This window comes from Streptomyces noursei (genome assembly GCF_016917755.1).
Lineage (GTDB): Bacteria > Actinomycetota > Actinomycetes > Streptomycetales > Streptomycetaceae > Streptomyces > Streptomyces yunnanensis.
Genome location: NZ_CP070326.1, coordinates 794956 through 808632, shown reverse-complemented (window position 1 = coordinate 808632; position 13677 = coordinate 794956). Strand labels below are relative to the sequence as shown.

Sequence of the window (13677 nt, the reverse complement as noted above, 5' to 3'; positions counted from 1 at the left end):
GGGGCGGCGGTTCGCCCGCCGGGCCGCCGCCCCTCAGCAACCGCGCTGGCTCAGGCGGCGGGTGCGCTGTCCGGTGCGAGGCGTTCGAAGGCGACCACGAGGTGCTCCGGGCCGCGCAGGATGGCGTTCTCCCGGTACGGCGGCGGGTCGGTGACCAGGCGCGGCGACTGGAGCCTGCGGGCGATGGCGGCGAGCGCTATCTGTGCTTCGGCTCGGGCGAGGGTGGCGCCGATGCAGTAGTGGATGCCGCCGCCGAAGCCGAGGTGGGCGTTGTCGCGACGGTCGGGGACGAACAGGTCGGGATCGGCGAAGCGGTTGGCGTCGCGGTTGCCCGCGGCGAGCATCAGGCGGATGCGGGAGCCCTTGGGGATGGTGGTGCCGGCGATGTCGATGTCGGCCAGGGCGCTGCGGCCGGACATCTGCACGGGCGGGTCGTAGCGCAGCACCTCCTCGACCAGCGGGGTGGCCAGGTCGGGGTCGGTGCGCAGCCGGGCGAGGACGTCGGGGTTGCGCAGCAGGGCGAGGGTGCCGTTGGCGATCAGGTTGACGGTGGTTTCGTGACCGGCGATCAGCAGCAGGCCGAGCGTGACGCGTAGCTGTATCGGGTCCATCACCTGGTCGGGGTCCGGGTGGAACATCAGGCCGGACAGCAGGTCGTCGCCGGGGCTGGTGCGGCGCTGGGTGATGAGCCCTTCGAGGTAGTTGATCAACTCGCCGCGGGCTTCGTCGAGTTCGCGCAGCTCTTCTTCGGTCTGGGTGTCGACGGGGTCCAGGCCCCGGGTGAGTCGGCGGGCGAGGCTGCCGAAGAGGGGCTCGTCCTCGCGGGGCACGCCGAGCAGTTCGCAGATCACCGTGACCGGCAGCGGGTAGGCCAGATCGGCGACGACGTCGAGTTGGCCGGGCCCGGTGCCGGTGTGGGCGTCGAGGAGCCGGGCGACCAGTTCGCCGAGGTGGTCGCGCATGCCCATGATCCGCGGGATGAACTCCTGGGTGACCACGCGGCGCAGTTGGTCGTGGCGGGGCGGGTCCTGGAGGAGCAGGCTCCGGGCGGCCTTGGGGGCCTTGTTCTGCGGGTCGAGCCGGTCGGCGCTGCTGCGCGGGTCGTGCAGCAGCTGCCGGATCTCCTGGTAGCCGCTGATCAGCCAGGAGCCGTCGTCCATGCGCGCGACCGGGTGCCGGAGCATCCGGGCGTAGTGCGGGTAGGGATCGGCGCGGTTCTCGTACCGCAGGGCCCGGGCGAACAGGTCGGTGGCCGAGGGGGTGGTGGCTGTCGTCATGGGAGCTCTCCGTTCACCGGTGTGCGGTCGGGGCCGGCGCGCTGAGGGCGTGGTCCGGGGTGCTGCCGGCAGCGCGGCCGGGGAATGCGGCGTCGACGGGGTCGAGGTGGGCCGGGCCGTCGGTGGCGCCCAGCACCGGCGGGAACGGCGCACCGGCTTCGACGAGGGCCGCGTAGCCGTCCAGCACGCGGGGGGAGTCGACCGCCACGGCGCCGACCAGCCTGCCGTGCAGGCCGTAGGTGGCGACGAACTGCCGTCGGTCGAGGGAGCCTTGGGTGACGACGACCTGGTCGGCGAGGGCCGGCACGCCGATGGACTTGAGGTAGCGGCCGAACTGCTGGGACCAGAAGGCGGGCAGCGGCCGGTGGACGAGCTGCTCGCCCGGGCCGTGGGTGATGTTGTGTGCTGCGGTGTGTGCCTGGGCGACGGCGTTGTCCCAGTGGTCCAGGCGCATGAGCTGCCCGGGGTAGCGGGGGTGCGGCCAGCGGGCGACGTCACCGGCGACGAAGACGTCCTCGACCGGCCTGCCGTCGGCGGTCAGGGCCCGGCAGCCGGCGTCGCTCACCACGCCCCGGTGGTCGGCGGCGAGCCCCGAGCCGGCCAGCCACTCGGTGTTGGCCAGGGCGCCGGTGGCGACGACAGCCACCTCGGCGTCCACCGTCGTGCCGTCGGACAGCACCGCCCGGCGCAACCGGCCGGACGGATGGCCTTCCAGGGTGCGGACCGTGGTGTGCGGCCGCAGGTCCACCCCGGCCTCGCGGTACCAGTCGGCGGCGGCCCGGCCGATCACCCCGCCCAACGCACTGGCCAATGGCGTCGCGCTGCGCTGTGTCACCGTCACCGCAAGCCCCAACTCCCGGCAGCTGGAGGTGACTTCGCCACCGGTGAAGCCCGCGCCGATGACCAGCACCCGGGAGGGTCCGGCCACCAGTGCGCCGCGCAGCCGCTCGGCGTCCTCGCGGGTGCGCAGCACATGGACGCCGTCCAGACGGCCGCCGGTCTGCACGGGCCAGGGGCGTGCCCGGGTGCCGGTGGCGATCAGCAGCCGGTCGTACGCCACGCCCCGCCCGTCGGCCAGTTCCACCCGGCGGCCGGGCACATCCAGCCCGGTGGCGGGGGTGCCCAGCAGCCAGCGGGCGTCGATGTTGCGGACCCGGGGCAGCACGATGTGGTCGCAGTTCAGTCGGCCGGACAGCACCCCCTTCGACAGCGGCGGCCGGTCGTACGGCGCGTGCGGCTCCGCGCCGATCAGGGTGAGCTCCCCGGTGAACCCCTCGTCGCGGAGGGCTTCGGCCGCGCGCAACCCGGCCAGTGAGGCGCCGACCACCACGATCCGGCCCGTACGCAGCCCTGCTGCGGCCGAGGCGGTCACCGGTCGTCTCCGCTCGCGGTGGGCGCGGGCTCGGTGGCGCCGCCGAGCGTGATCGCCTGGACCGGGCAGGCCGCGGCGGCCCGCGCCACCTCGCGGCGGACGCCGGCATCGGGTGTGTAGTCGTACTCCAGTGATTCCTCGCCGTGGAACCGGAAGACGGTCGGGGCGGCGTAGACGCACTGCCCGTAGCTCTGGCAGCGGTTCAGGTCCACCACCAGTCGTAGGGGCGGTGGCGGGGGCTGCGTGATCATCTTTCTTCCCTTTCCTCGCTGGTCAGGGGCCGCGTGAGGCGGGGAACGCGGCGTGCGCCGGTCAGGCCCCGGGCCGGTGATAGCGAGCGACATTCAGATAGTCACTGCTATTTGGACTGTACACGCTATCCAAGTGTTGACATAGCGATCCCTATCCGAATAGCTTTGTGAAGGTGAATGCTGAGAGTGAGGAACCGGTCCGTCGGCGGTTGAGTCGCGCGGAGGCCAAGGCCCGCACCCGGGCGCTGCTGCTGGACGCGGCCGCGCGGGTCTTCGCCCGCAAGGGCTTCACCGGCGCCTCCGTGGAGGAGATCGCCGAGGCGGCGGGATTCTCCATCGGCGCGCTGTACTCGAACTTCGGGAGCAAGGAGGCACTGTTCCTCGAACTCCTCTCGCACCGCCAGACCGACCGCATCGCCGAGGCCGCCCAGACCCTGGACCGGTACGAACCAGGCACCGGGGAGGCCGCCGCCGAGCTCGGGCGCCTCCTGATCGACGTCGCCGACAAGGACATCGACTTCGCCCCGCTACAGGCCGAGTTCTGGCTCTACGCGGTGCGCAACCCGCACGTCCTGGAGTCCATGGCGGCCAACCTGAGCGGACCTCGTCGGGCGCTGGAGGGCGTGATCAGCACGTCCCTGGCCCAGCAGGGTGCCCCCGCCGAGGTCTCCGCGGAGGCCGTGGCCACCGTGGTGGCGGCACTGTTCGGCGGCCTGGTGCGCCAGCGGCGCATCGACCCCGCCAGCGTGCCCGAGGAACTCTTCGGCCAAGCCCTGAAATGGCTGTTCGTCGGCATCAACGCCGGCACGGCACCCGCCGCCGTCGACGGCGACTGAGCAGGACTCCGCCAGGCCCCCGCCAGTACCTCAACGAGCGGAGCATCCGTGCGCGTGCCGATGCTCCGCGGCGTCCGGTGAACGCTCACCCGCTTCCTTCGAAGGAACCGCCTTCATGCACGCTCACCGCAGGACCCCCCATGCCCATGACACGCCGGCCGTCGGCCCCCGCGCGCTGCGGCTGCGCTATGCCGCCATCGGCAGCTTCATGGCGTTCACCTGGATCGGCGAAGGCAACGCGCCGGCGTGGGAACACGCCCTGCGTACCCTCGTCATCCTGCTGATCCTGCCGCCCCTGCTGCTGCGGACCAACCGCCGCCTCACCCAGGAGCTCTACGAGACCACCCGGCCCACACGGGTCATAGCTCAACTGGTCACGGCCAGAATCGTGATCATCGCGGCCGCCTTCGGCACCAGCGCCCTGGTCGGTCACCTGCTGGACCCGCACACCGGCCGCTCCCCGGTCGTGCCGGCCGCCGGCCTCGTGCTGCTCCTCCTCAGCATCCCCGTACAGGTCCGCCGGGCCCACCGCACCCGGGCCGACCGCAGTCACCCCTCGACCCGGCCCACCCTCTCCGCACCACGCCTGATCGTCGCGAAACTCGCCCTGATCACCGCCGCGCTCCTGGCCCAACTCCTGCTGGGCGCCTACGTGGACAACGCCACCTACGTGGTCGCGGCGGCCATCGCGATCACCGCAACCGTCCTGGGCCCCGCCGCGCACGGGTGGCTGCTGGTCGCCCAGGCCCCCGCCCCCGAGCGGGAACCGGTCGGGGACGCGGCCTGATCGCCGGCTCAGGGGAGGCGGAGCACCGGCTTGATGACCTCGCCCGCGGTCGCGGCGCGGGCGGCGTCCTCGATCTCGTGGAATGGGAATTCGGTGATGATCTCGTCGAGCGGGAGGACGCCCTGGCGGTAGCGGGCGACGAGGCGGGGGATGAAGTCGGCGGGCGCCGCGTCCCCCTCGATCACACCGCGGATCCGGACGCCCTTGGTCAGGACGGTCATGATGTCGAACTCGGCGCGTCCGCCGACGCCGACCAGGGCCAGCGTGCCGCGCTGAGCGAGCGCCGCGATCGCCTGGGAGATCACCTCCGGCCGCCCGGTGGTGTCGATGGCGAAGCCGGTGCCGCCCTCGGCGTGCTCGCGGACCGCGGCCGCGACATCCTCCACGGCGTGGGGATCGACGGCCGCCACAGCGCCGAACCGGAGCGCCTTGGCACGCCGGGCCGGCAGCGGATCGACGGCGATGACGCGACAGCCCTCGGCGACCGCGGTCATCACGGAGGTGAGCCCGACACTGCCCGCGCCGAAGACCGCCACTGAGGATCCCCGCGGCGGGCGCAGCACGTTGAGGACCGTGCCGGCACCGGTCTGCACCCCGCAACCCAGTGGCGCGGCGACCGCCGGCGGCAGGTCCGCCGGCACCTTGACGACATTGCTGACGTGCGCGAGGGCGTACGTCGCGAAGGACGACTGGCCGAAGAAGCTTCCGTAGACGGCGCCCCCGTCCCCGGCGCGGGACAGCGGGGTGCTGCCGTCGGGCCGGGTGCCGCTGGCGTTGAGGGCGAAGATGCCGGTTTCGCAGTAGGCGGGGTGGCCCGCCGCGCACTGCCCGCAGGCGGTGCAACTGCGGTAGCTCAGGCACACGGTGTCACCCGGCCGTACGGAGGTGACCTCGTCGCCGACGGCCTCGACGGTGCCGGCGCCCTCGTGGCCGAACACCATCGGGCTGAGCTGCCGCGGCCACTTCTGCCGGGTGCTGAGGTCGGTGTGGCAGATGCCGGCCGCCGCGATCCTGACCAGGACCTCGTCGGGCCGGGGCGCGTCGATGACGAGGTCGTCGCGGAGGGTGAAGGGCCCTCCGGGGGATTCCACGACGGCTGCCTGAATGCGCATCAGTTCGGTTGTCCTTCTGGCGAGTTGGCGGGCGGAACGATGGGAGGGCGGGCGGTGCGGTGGGTGGCCCGGGGCGGGGCGCTCACTCGCGTTCGAGGAGGAAGTAGAAGTGCCGCCCGTCGTCGAGCACCTCCTTGCCGTTCATCACGCCCAGGAGCGTGCTGTCGTCGATCCGCTTGAAGTGGTCGATGACGGGCTGCCCGTCGTACACCATCGAAGCCGTGGACTCGCCGCGGAACTCGACCATCCACAGGCTGGCCTCGCCCTTGCCCGCCTCGACGTCGGAGAACAGCGCGCCGTCGGCGCCGCGGCAGATCAGGGGCTGCACGTCGGTGGGGGAGTGGAAGCGCTTCCCGTGCCAGTTCGCCGCCGTCAGCAGGCTCTCCACCCGGTGGCCGGTGACGAACGCGCTGCCGCGCCAGGCACCGAGGATCTCCTCCGGTCGCACCGTCGGCAACGCCGCCCACAAGGCGTCCAGTTCGTCGACGGACACCTTGCCGCCGGCTGAGCGGATCCCGGTGATGCGGTCGCGGGCCTGCTCGACGTCCATGGGGGTCCCTTCCTGTGGGAGCGTTCGGATGCGGACCCGACCCTACTGAACGCGTCGGCCTGATGTTCGGGGGCGGGGCCGGGGGGGGGATCGGAGCGTTGGCGATGATGTCGGATTCCTGCCAGACACCCGACGGCGCCCGCTGGTTGGCTGACCGCATGACCACGACACAGGCGGAGCGGGCCCGACTCTTCCGCTCCCTCCACACCCCTGCCCGTCCCCTCGCGCTCGCCAATGCCTGGGACGTGGCCAGCGCGCGCGTCATCGAGGCCGCGGGCGCCCCCGCGATCGCCACCACCAGCGCCGGTGTCGCCTGGGCGCTCGGCTCGCCGGACGGGGACGTCCTCGCCCGCGACCGGGCCCTGGACCTGATCGCCCGGATCGCCGCGGCCGTCACCGTGCCGGTCACCGCGGACATCGAGGGCGGGTACGGGCAGGACGCGGCCGGTGTCGCCGAGACGGTCACCGGGGTGCTGGAGGCGGGCGCGGTCGGCGTCAACATCGAGGACGGCACCCGGACCCCGGCCGAGTTCCGGGAGCGGCTGACGGCGGCCCGGGACGCGGTGGAGAAGGCCGGCGGGCAGCTCTTCCTCAACGCCCGCATCGACACCTACCTGTTCGGTCTCGGCGACCCCGCCACCCGGCTGCAGGACACCCTGGAACGGGCACGCGGCTACGCGGAGTGCGGCGCCGACGGCATCTTCGTCCCGGGCGTCGCCGACCCCGACACCGTCAAGGCCCTGGCCGCGGAGCTCACCGTGCCGCTGAACGTCATGGCCGGCCCCGGAGCCCCGGACGTCGCCGCGCTGGGCGCCCTCGGCGTGGCCCGGGTCAGCGTCGGATCGGGGGTGGCCCAGGCCGCCTATGCCACCGCCCGCCGCGCGGCACAGGAGCTGTACGGCACCGGCGGCTACCAGTCGCTCGCCGACGGCATCGCCTTCCCCGAACTCAACGCGCTGTTCACCCCGCGCTGACCATCCCCCTTCCCAGGGACATCGGGGCCGGTGTCGATCAGCCGCGGGCGATCGACACCGGCCCCGTGGTGGTGCGGGGCTGTCCGTCCGGGCGGCGCGACCGGCGGAGACGGAGCCCGCTGTCCGGTTGTCCCGTCCTGTGGCCTTTCGGAAGGCGACTCGACATTCCCCATTCCCTGGCAATGGGTGAAGTGGCCTTGCCCAGACGGAGGTTGTGCCACAGTGGAGCGCCGACCCCGGCACATGCCGCGGGTCCGCTTCGATTCACGTTGGTCATCAGGGGTGACATGATCACTGGTAATGCGACGCCGCTCCCGGGGTGGCGCGGTGGCGACGGCAACGCTGCCTATCTGGACAAGACCCTGCGGTACCAGCCCGTCGAGCTGGCCCTCAACGAGAGCGTTCCCGGCAGGACGATCTTCTTCCTGTGGTTGCGGGCGGCCGTCGCCGGATGCGCGGTGGCGGCGATCCCCACCTGGATCGGGATCGTCTCGCTGATGTCGGACCTGGGGTCGAGTGAATCCTCCGCCTCATGGAACGGCGAAGCGCCCAGCAGCGGTGGCGCGGGCGGGGCCGGCTGGTTCGTCTTCGCCGGCCTCGCCTCGTTCGCGGCCTTCCTGGTCGTCCTGCTCATGACCCGGCTGCCGGAACCGGTCGGCGAATGGCGGGTCCTGTTGCCCGATCGCCCGGACCGCGCCGAGACGGTGTACGCGACGATCCTGCAGACGCTCGGCAGCCGCGGATACCCCCTCGCCCCCCAGCCGTTCGGCCCCCGCATCACGCTCAACAACGCTCCGTACACCGCCTATGTCTCGGTGTTCAACTACGGCAGCAGCCTCTACCTCGGCTGGATGATGTGGCGTTCGCGCCGTGGCACGGAACTGATGGCCCAGTTCCTCGGCGACTTCTTCCGCGCCCTCAGGGGCGACCACGGCATCGAGCGGCAGATGCTGCGCAGCGAGGGCGCCCGTGCCATGCGCGAGGCCGTCCATCTCGCCTGCCGCGAGGGGCTGATGGTCGCGGTGGAGGCGCCGGCCGTACCTTCCGCACCGGCGGCGGGCGCCACCCCGCCGCCGCCCGCCGTTCCGCCCATGGTTCCCCCCGTTCCTGCCGTGCCGCCGCAGCCCGCGGAGCAGCAGCCCCGGCACGGCGGCGAGGCCGGCCCCACGGCATGAGCGTCCTGGTCCACACCGGGCCCGCGGGAGCGTGGGCCTGGGCCGGGCTCCGGCTCGCACCGGAACCGGCGATGTCCGAGAACGGCGCCCACGTCGGGTTGCCCGAGGCCCAGCGCCGCCGCGAGGCGACCGACCTCGAACAGGTCTGGCTGTCGCGGCACTGGCAGCCCGACGGCCGGGCCTTCGAACTGCGCTACGCCACCGCGCCCGGATCCGCCGTGGCCTGCACGCTGTTGTGCCGGATGCCCGGCCCCGACGGCCCCACGGCGTCCGCCGCCGTCCTCGCCCTGCGGGCGGCGCTGGCCGACTGCCCCCGGCACGTACGGGCCGAGCCTATCGAGGACGTCCGGGAACTGCACACCGCGCTGGTCCCCTTCGACCGGGTCCCGGCCGGCCTCGCCGAGGTCCGCAAGCGGCTCTCCTGGGCGTGGCTGAGCCGGCGGGACACCGACTTCCGCCTGGGTGTGGCCCTCGCCCCGCTGGGCGGGGAGGCGGTGAGCTGGGAGCCGGTATGGGACGCGCTGGCCCGTGCGGGCGCCCCCACCGTCGCCGCGATCTGCCTGGAGCCCCATGCTCCGGCGCCCGAACTGCTCTCCTACCTCGGCTACTTGGCCCGTGAGTACGGCCGGCTCGCCCAGCCCGGCCGCCCCAACCCGGTGTTCACCCAGTACATCCCGCCCGATCCGTTCGCGCAGCGCGCGGCGCCGCTCTACCACGATGCGCTGGGGGCGCTCGCGGGCCGCGGCTACCGCCTGCGGGTCTCGCTGGCCGCCACCGGCGACACTGCCCTCCCGCTCGCCGAGCAGCTCGCCGCGACCCTCGCGCCGTACACCGCGGGCGCGGGCGGCGCGGTGGCCCGGCCGGTGGCGCCGTCCGAGGCCGCGGACGCCTGGACCAACCTCACCGGCATGCACCGCACCTGGCTGGACAGCACCTACCGGCAGGAGGTGCCCCAGCCGCTCGGCGAATGGGAGAAGGTCCTCGCCGATCTCGTCGATCTGCCGCAGGCCGCCGCCGCCTTCCGCTTCCCCTACGAGATCCCCGGCCGCCCGCCGCTGTTCGCCACCGCCCGGCGCGGCGGCCCGACGGCGCCGGACGGGAGCGCCCCGGCCACCCCGGGCCCCGACCCCTACGCCCCGAAGTTCTGAACTCGCCCTGCCTCTAGGCCCCTTGGAGACCCCTGTGCAACCCCTCACCTTCACCTTCGACGCGCCGGCCGACGAGGCCGACGACCTGGCCCGGTCCCTCGCCCGCTGGCTGAACGACGACGAGGACCTCAGCGGCGCGGCACGGCTGCGGATGGTCCCGCCCGCGCCCGGGGAGCAGGGCGGCCTCGCGGACGCCGCCGAGGTGCTGAACGCCGCGGGGCCGGTGCTGGACGCGCTGGTCGCCGCCGTCGGCGTATGGGTCGGCCAGCGGTTCCGGAACCGGAGCGTCAGCCTGAAGGTGACCCGGCCGGACGGCACCCACATCGAGCTGTCGGCGACCGACCCGCGGGACGCCGCCGCGGTGGAGGAACAGCTGCGCCGGTTCCTCGAACCGGGCTCCGGCGATGCCAACTGAGCAGCACTCCCGGGCGCAGCCGCCGCCCTGGCCGCCGATCGTCCCCGCCCCGGGGCGGTCGGCCGCCGTACTGATCGGCACCGCCACCCAGGTCGTGCCCAGCACCCTGCCGCAACTCCCGCAGGCAGCGGCCAGCGTCACCGCGCTGGCCACCGAACTGACCGGCCCGTACGGCCTGTTCGATCCCAGTGGTGTCCACCCGCGGGTCGATCCGCCCACCCCCGCCGATGTGCTGCGGCTGTTGCCCTCCCCCGGCGGGGACCAGCTCGACCTGGTGCTCTTCTACTTCGCCGGCCACGGCGTACGGGCCCAGGGCGACCGGCTGTGCCTGGCGCTGCCCGGCTCGGTGGACGACGAGGACCGCGCGGAGCACACCTCGCTGCCGGTCACCGCCCTCTTCCAGGCACTGGCGTCCGTCCCGGCCCGGCACAAGGTCGTGGTCCTCGACTGCTGCTTCGCGGGCCGGGCCCTGGACGCGCCACACGCGGCCGACGTCCATGTGCTGACCGCCGCGGGCCGCTCGAAGAAGGCACGCACTCCGCAGGGATACGCCCAGACCGGCTTCACCGCCGCCTTGCTGGAGCTGCTGGCCGAGGGGGTCCCGGACGGTTCCGAGCACCTCGATCTGACCACCCTCTACCGTCACCTTGAGGTCGGCCTCCCCGCGGCCCGTCTCCCCAGGCCCCTGCAACGGGCCTTCGGCGACAGCGGCGACCTGGCCCTGTTCCGCAACCGCGCCCACGGCACGGCGGCCACCCGCCCCGGCCTGCTCGCCCGCGCCCGCTTCGCGGAGCGGCTTACGGCAACGGCCTCCTGGGGCGGCAACCGCCGACTGCGGCACGCGGCGGCCCGCTTCGCGGCAATCGCCTCCGACGCCGCAACCCATCTCGGCCCCACGGACCCCGACACCTTCCGCTACCGCCACGCCCATGCCTCCGCGATCGGCGCTGCGGGCGATCCGCTGCGCGCGTCCGCGCTGCTGCGCGAGGTGGTCGCCGACTGGGAGCCGACGGCCCCGCCGGACGACCCGGGTCTGGCGGCGGCCCGCGCGAGCCTGGAGGTCTGGCGGGCCCGGGCGGACGCCGCGGCCCCCGCCCCCGCGGTCGGCGAGGCGGGGGCGTAGGCCGTCCCTCGTCGTCCCCTGCCGGACGAGTCCCCCGGGAGGGCGTCTCAGGCGGCCGGTCGGAAGGCGAGCACCGTGGCATGGCCACCGAAGCCCAGGGAGTTGCTGAGGGCGAGGCGGATGGTCTGGCGGCGGGGGCGGCCGGTGACGAGGTCGAGGGCCGGGGCGCCGGGGTCGGGCTGCCGGAAGTTGGCGGTGGGCGGGACGAGTTGGTGTTTGACGGTCAGCGCGGTCAGTGCGGCCTCGATCGCACCGGCGGCGCCCATGGTGTGGCCCAGCACGCCCTTGGTCGAGGTCACCGAGGGCCCCGCGGCCCCGAAGAGTCGGGCCAGCGTCGCGGCTTCCGCACGGTCGTTGAGGGGGGTGCTGGTGCCGTGGGCGTTGATGTGGTCGATGTCCTGTGGGGTGGCGTCGGCGGAGCGCAGCGCCTCGTGGACGGCCAGCCGCAGACCCCGGCCCTCCGGGTCGGGGGCCACCGGGTGGTGGGCGTCGGCGGAGATGCCGTGGCCGACGAGGCGGGCCTGCACCGGGGCGCGGCGGGCTGCGGCGTCCGCGGCGCGCTCCAGCACCAGTACGCCCGCGCCCTCGCCGAGCACGAACCCGTCCCGATCGGCGTCGAAGGGGCGGGACGCGCGGTCGGGGGCGTCGTGGCGGCGGGAGAGCGCACCCATGCGGGCGAAGGCGGCGGCGCACAGCGGCGTGACCATGGCGTCGGCGCCGCCGGCCACGGCGATGTCGCAGGCACCGGCGGACAGCAGCAGCGCGGCCAGCGCCACCGCGGAGGCGCCCGACGCGCAGGCCGTCGCGGTGTGCAGGACCGGGCCCCGGGCGCTGAGCGCGATGGCCAGCTGCCCGGCGGCCATGTTGGGCAGGAAGGCGGGGAGGGTGAGGGGCGAGACGGCCCGGGGGCCGGCGTCGCCGAGTTTGCGGAGTTGCTCCTCGTAGGTGCCCACGCCGCCGGCCGCGGAACCCAGGACGATCGCGACGCGGGCGGCGTTCCATGCGGCCGGGTCCAGCCCGGCCGCGGTGACCGCCTCGTGGGCGGCGGCCAGCGCGAACTGGGTGCAGCGGTCGTACTGCCAGGGCCGGGCGCCGGGCACCTGGGTGCGCGGGTCGAAGCCGGGGACGCGGCAGGAGAACCCGACCGGCAGACCGGCCAGTTGCGGGTCCGGCGCCGCGGTCCCGTGGCCGGCGCAGACCCCGTCCCAGGTCGCCGCGGTGCCGGAACCGGCCGGGGTGACCAGGCCGATTCCGGTGACCGCGAGACCCGCGTCGTTGGCGGGGGTGCTCACCGCGGGGCTCCTCCCCGGTCGGCGGGGGCACCGTCGGTGGACAGCTGGGTCGTCACGGCCTGTGCCACCTGTTCCAGGGTCTGTTCCGCGGCGGAGTCGTCCTCGTCCAGCGGGACGCCCCAGTGTTCCTGGAGGGTGACGTAGAGCTCGACGACGGCGAGCGAGTCGAGTTCCAGGGCGGCCAGGGTGATGTCGGGGCGGATCTCCTTGGCGTCCACCTCGAACTTGTCGGTGAGGATGGTCACGAGGTGGTCGTAGACAGGGTCCATGAGGGGTTCCTCCGGTGTGCGGGTCGGGTCGTGGCGCTGGTCGTGCGGGGTTCCGGGAGGCGGGCGAGGGGGTGGGCGGCGGGCCAGGTCAGGGCCGCGGAGGCCCAGGTGAGTCCGCCGCCGAAGGCGGTCAGGAGGGTGGGCGTGCCGGGGCGGATCCGGTGCTGGGCGGCGGTGTCGGCGAGGGCCAGCGGGATGGACGCGGCGGCGGTGTTGCCGATGTCGCGGAGGTTGCCGTAGCGGTGGCGGGACGGGATGCCGACCCGGTCGGCGACCGAGTCGAGGATCCGCTGGTTGGCCTGGTGGCCGATGAACGCCCCGACCGCGGAGGGCGGCCAGCCGGTCTTGGCCAGGACGGCGAGCGAGGACTCGGACATCCGGCGCACCGCCTGCCCGTACACCTCCCGGCCGCGCATCCGGAAGTAGTGGTCCTCGCGGCACAACCGTCGTGCCGGGTCGGGCAGTCGCGCGCCGCCGGCGGCGATCGCGATGAGGTCGCTGCCGGCGCCGTCGGAGCCCCAGTCGGTGGCGGCGACGGCGCCCGGCTCGGCGCGGTCCCCGGCGCGCAGCAGCACCGCGCCGGCGCCGTCGCCGAAGATGACCGCGGTGTCCCGGTCCAGTGGGTCGATGATGCGGGAGTAGGTCTCCGCGCCGATCACCAGGGGCCGGCTGCAGACACCGGTGCGGATCAGTGCGGTGGCGACGATGAGGCCGTAGAGGAAGCCGGAGCACACCGCGGCCAGGTCGAAGGCGGGCACCGTGCCCAGGCCCAGCCGCTGGGCGACCTCCGGTGCGGTCGCCGGGCAGCGTCGGTCCGGTGTGGTGGTGGCGACCAGTACCAGGTCGGCGCGGGCCTGCGCGGATTCCTGGGCGGCCCGGCCCGCGGCCACCGCGAGGTCGCCGGTGCTGGTGTCGTCCTCGGCCTCCCGGCGCCGGGCGATGCCGGTGCGGGAACGGATCCACTCGTCGCTGGTGTCCAGGACGCCGCGGCGCCGGACGTCCTCGTTGGTCAGCACCCGCGGTGGCAGGCAGCTGCCGATGCCGTCGAGCACGGCTGTGGGGCTCACCCTAGTCATGGCGGTAGTCCTCGATTCGC

15 protein-coding genes are annotated in these 13677 nt (G+C 74.1%); 7 read left to right on the top strand and 8 right to left on the bottom strand.

Annotated elements, in window-relative coordinates; all coding sequences use genetic code 11:
* Positions 1-50: 50 nt before the first annotated feature.
* The 3 genes from JNO44_RS03370 to JNO44_RS03360 are packed head-to-tail and all read right to left on the bottom strand — an operon-like array spanning position 51 to position 2900.
* Positions 51-1277, bottom strand: a complete 1227-nt coding sequence (locus JNO44_RS03370; RefSeq protein WP_205361242.1) for a cytochrome P450 — start codon at positions 1275-1277, stop codon at positions 51-53.
* Between the two features lie 13 nt (positions 1278-1290).
* Positions 1291-2649: an NAD(P)/FAD-dependent oxidoreductase gene (locus JNO44_RS03365; RefSeq protein WP_205361241.1), complete on the bottom strand. Its 1359-nt coding sequence runs from the start codon at positions 2647-2649 to the stop codon at positions 1291-1293.
* Positions 2646-2900, bottom strand: a complete 255-nt coding sequence (locus JNO44_RS03360) for a ferredoxin (protein ID WP_205361240.1) — start codon at positions 2898-2900, stop codon at positions 2646-2648. The genes JNO44_RS03365 and JNO44_RS03360 overlap by 4 nt, the downstream gene beginning before the upstream one ends.
* Before the next feature lie 173 nt (positions 2901-3073).
* On the opposite strand from JNO44_RS03360, the gene JNO44_RS03355 reads away from it, so the two are divergent.
* Both JNO44_RS03355 and JNO44_RS03350 read left to right on the top strand, forming a co-directional pair.
* On the top strand, positions 3074-3736 hold the full coding sequence (locus JNO44_RS03355) for a TetR/AcrR family transcriptional regulator (RefSeq protein WP_205361239.1): 663 nt from the start codon (positions 3074-3076) through the stop codon (positions 3734-3736).
* 115 nt (positions 3737-3851) lie between these two features.
* Positions 3852-4523, top strand: a complete 672-nt coding sequence (locus JNO44_RS03350; protein WP_205361237.1) for a hypothetical protein — start codon at positions 3852-3854, stop codon at positions 4521-4523.
* An 8-nt stretch (positions 4524-4531) separates the two neighbouring features.
* Here JNO44_RS03350 and JNO44_RS03345 read toward each other — a convergent pair whose 3' ends face one another.
* Together JNO44_RS03345 and JNO44_RS03340 are read right to left on the bottom strand one after the other, a co-directional pair.
* Positions 4532-5635: an NAD(P)-dependent alcohol dehydrogenase gene (locus JNO44_RS03345; RefSeq protein ID WP_205361235.1), complete on the bottom strand. Its 1104-nt coding sequence runs from the start codon at positions 5633-5635 to the stop codon at positions 4532-4534.
* 82 nt (positions 5636-5717) lie between these two features.
* Positions 5718-6185 (bottom strand): DUF4334 domain-containing protein, encoded by a 468-nt coding sequence (locus JNO44_RS03340; protein ID WP_205361233.1) that lies wholly within the window; start codon positions 6183-6185, stop codon positions 5718-5720.
* A 158-nt stretch (positions 6186-6343) separates the two neighbouring features.
* Between JNO44_RS03340 and JNO44_RS03335 the strand changes: the two genes are divergently transcribed.
* The 5 genes from JNO44_RS03335 to JNO44_RS03315 all read left to right on the top strand — a co-directional run bounded on the left by JNO44_RS03335 (position 6344) and on the right by JNO44_RS03315 (position 11020).
* Positions 6344-7159, top strand: a complete 816-nt coding sequence (locus JNO44_RS03335; protein WP_205361231.1) for an isocitrate lyase/PEP mutase family protein — start codon at positions 6344-6346, stop codon at positions 7157-7159.
* 287 nt (positions 7160-7446) lie between these two features.
* Positions 7447-8334 (top strand): hypothetical protein, encoded by an 888-nt coding sequence (locus JNO44_RS03330; RefSeq protein ID WP_205361229.1) that lies wholly within the window; start codon positions 7447-7449, stop codon positions 8332-8334.
* A gap of 71 nt (positions 8335-8405) precedes the next feature.
* A complete protein-coding gene (locus JNO44_RS03325) occupies positions 8406-9482 on the top strand; it encodes a hypothetical protein (RefSeq protein WP_205361227.1) in 1077 nt (358 codons plus the stop codon).
* A gap of 34 nt (positions 9483-9516) precedes the next feature.
* On the top strand, positions 9517-9897 hold the full coding sequence (locus JNO44_RS03320; protein ID WP_073444062.1) for an effector-associated constant component EACC1: 381 nt from the start codon (positions 9517-9519) through the stop codon (positions 9895-9897).
* Positions 9887-11020: a caspase, EACC1-associated type gene (locus JNO44_RS03315; protein WP_205361225.1), complete on the top strand. Its 1134-nt coding sequence runs from the start codon at positions 9887-9889 to the stop codon at positions 11018-11020. The genes JNO44_RS03320 and JNO44_RS03315 overlap by 11 nt, the downstream gene beginning before the upstream one ends.
* Before the next feature lie 47 nt (positions 11021-11067).
* On the opposite strand, the gene JNO44_RS03310 is transcribed toward JNO44_RS03315, so the two are convergent.
* The 3 genes from JNO44_RS03310 to JNO44_RS03300 are packed head-to-tail and all read right to left on the bottom strand — an operon-like array spanning position 11068 to position 13657.
* Entirely contained in the window at positions 11068-12312 is a 1245-nt protein-coding gene (locus JNO44_RS03310) for a beta-ketoacyl-[acyl-carrier-protein] synthase family protein (RefSeq protein WP_205361223.1), read from the bottom strand.
* The gene (locus JNO44_RS03305) at positions 12309-12581 is read right to left on the bottom strand and encodes an acyl carrier protein (RefSeq protein WP_205361221.1); all 273 of its coding nucleotides are present in this window, start codon (positions 12579-12581) and stop codon (positions 12309-12311) included. The genes JNO44_RS03310 and JNO44_RS03305 overlap by 4 nt, the downstream gene beginning before the upstream one ends.
* Positions 12554-13657 carry a beta-ketoacyl-ACP synthase III gene (locus JNO44_RS03300; protein ID WP_205361217.1) on the bottom strand — a complete coding sequence of 368 codons (1104 nt, stop codon included), beginning with the start codon at positions 13655-13657 and terminating at the stop codon, positions 12554-12556. Before JNO44_RS03300 ends, JNO44_RS03305 begins: the two co-directional genes overlap by 28 nt.
* Positions 13658-13677 lie beyond the last annotated feature (20 nt).

Bases quoted from the DNA above. Each gene is read 5' to 3' on its own strand.
- JNO44_RS03370 (WP_205361242.1), bottom strand. From the start codon at position 1,277: ATGACGACAGCCACCACCCCCTCGGCCACCGACCTGTTCGCCCGGGCC.
- JNO44_RS03360 (WP_205361240.1), bottom strand. From the start codon at position 2,900: ATGATCACGCAGCCCCCGCCACCGCCCCTACGACTGGTGGTGGACCTG.
- JNO44_RS03350 (WP_205361237.1), top strand. From the start codon at position 3,852: ATGCACGCTCACCGCAGGACCCCCCATGCCCATGACACGCCGGCCGTC.
- JNO44_RS03345 (WP_205361235.1), bottom strand. From the start codon at position 5,635: ATGCGCATTCAGGCAGCCGTCGTGGAATCCCCCGGAGGGCCCTTCACC.
- JNO44_RS03340 (WP_205361233.1), bottom strand. From the start codon at position 6,185: ATGGACGTCGAGCAGGCCCGCGACCGCATCACCGGGATCCGCTCAGCC.
- JNO44_RS03335 (WP_205361231.1), top strand. From the start codon at position 6,344: ATGACCACGACACAGGCGGAGCGGGCCCGACTCTTCCGCTCCCTCCAC.
- JNO44_RS03330 (WP_205361229.1), top strand. From the start codon at position 7,447: ATGATCACTGGTAATGCGACGCCGCTCCCGGGGTGGCGCGGTGGCGAC.
- JNO44_RS03325 (WP_205361227.1), top strand. From the start codon at position 8,406: ATGTCCGAGAACGGCGCCCACGTCGGGTTGCCCGAGGCCCAGCGCCGC.
- JNO44_RS03315 (WP_205361225.1), top strand. From the start codon at position 9,887: ATGCCAACTGAGCAGCACTCCCGGGCGCAGCCGCCGCCCTGGCCGCCG.
- JNO44_RS03305 (WP_205361221.1), bottom strand. From the start codon at position 12,581: ATGGACCCTGTCTACGACCACCTCGTGACCATCCTCACCGACAAGTTC.
- JNO44_RS03300 (WP_205361217.1), bottom strand. From the start codon at position 13,657: ATGACTAGGGTGAGCCCCACAGCCGTGCTCGACGGCATCGGCAGCTGC.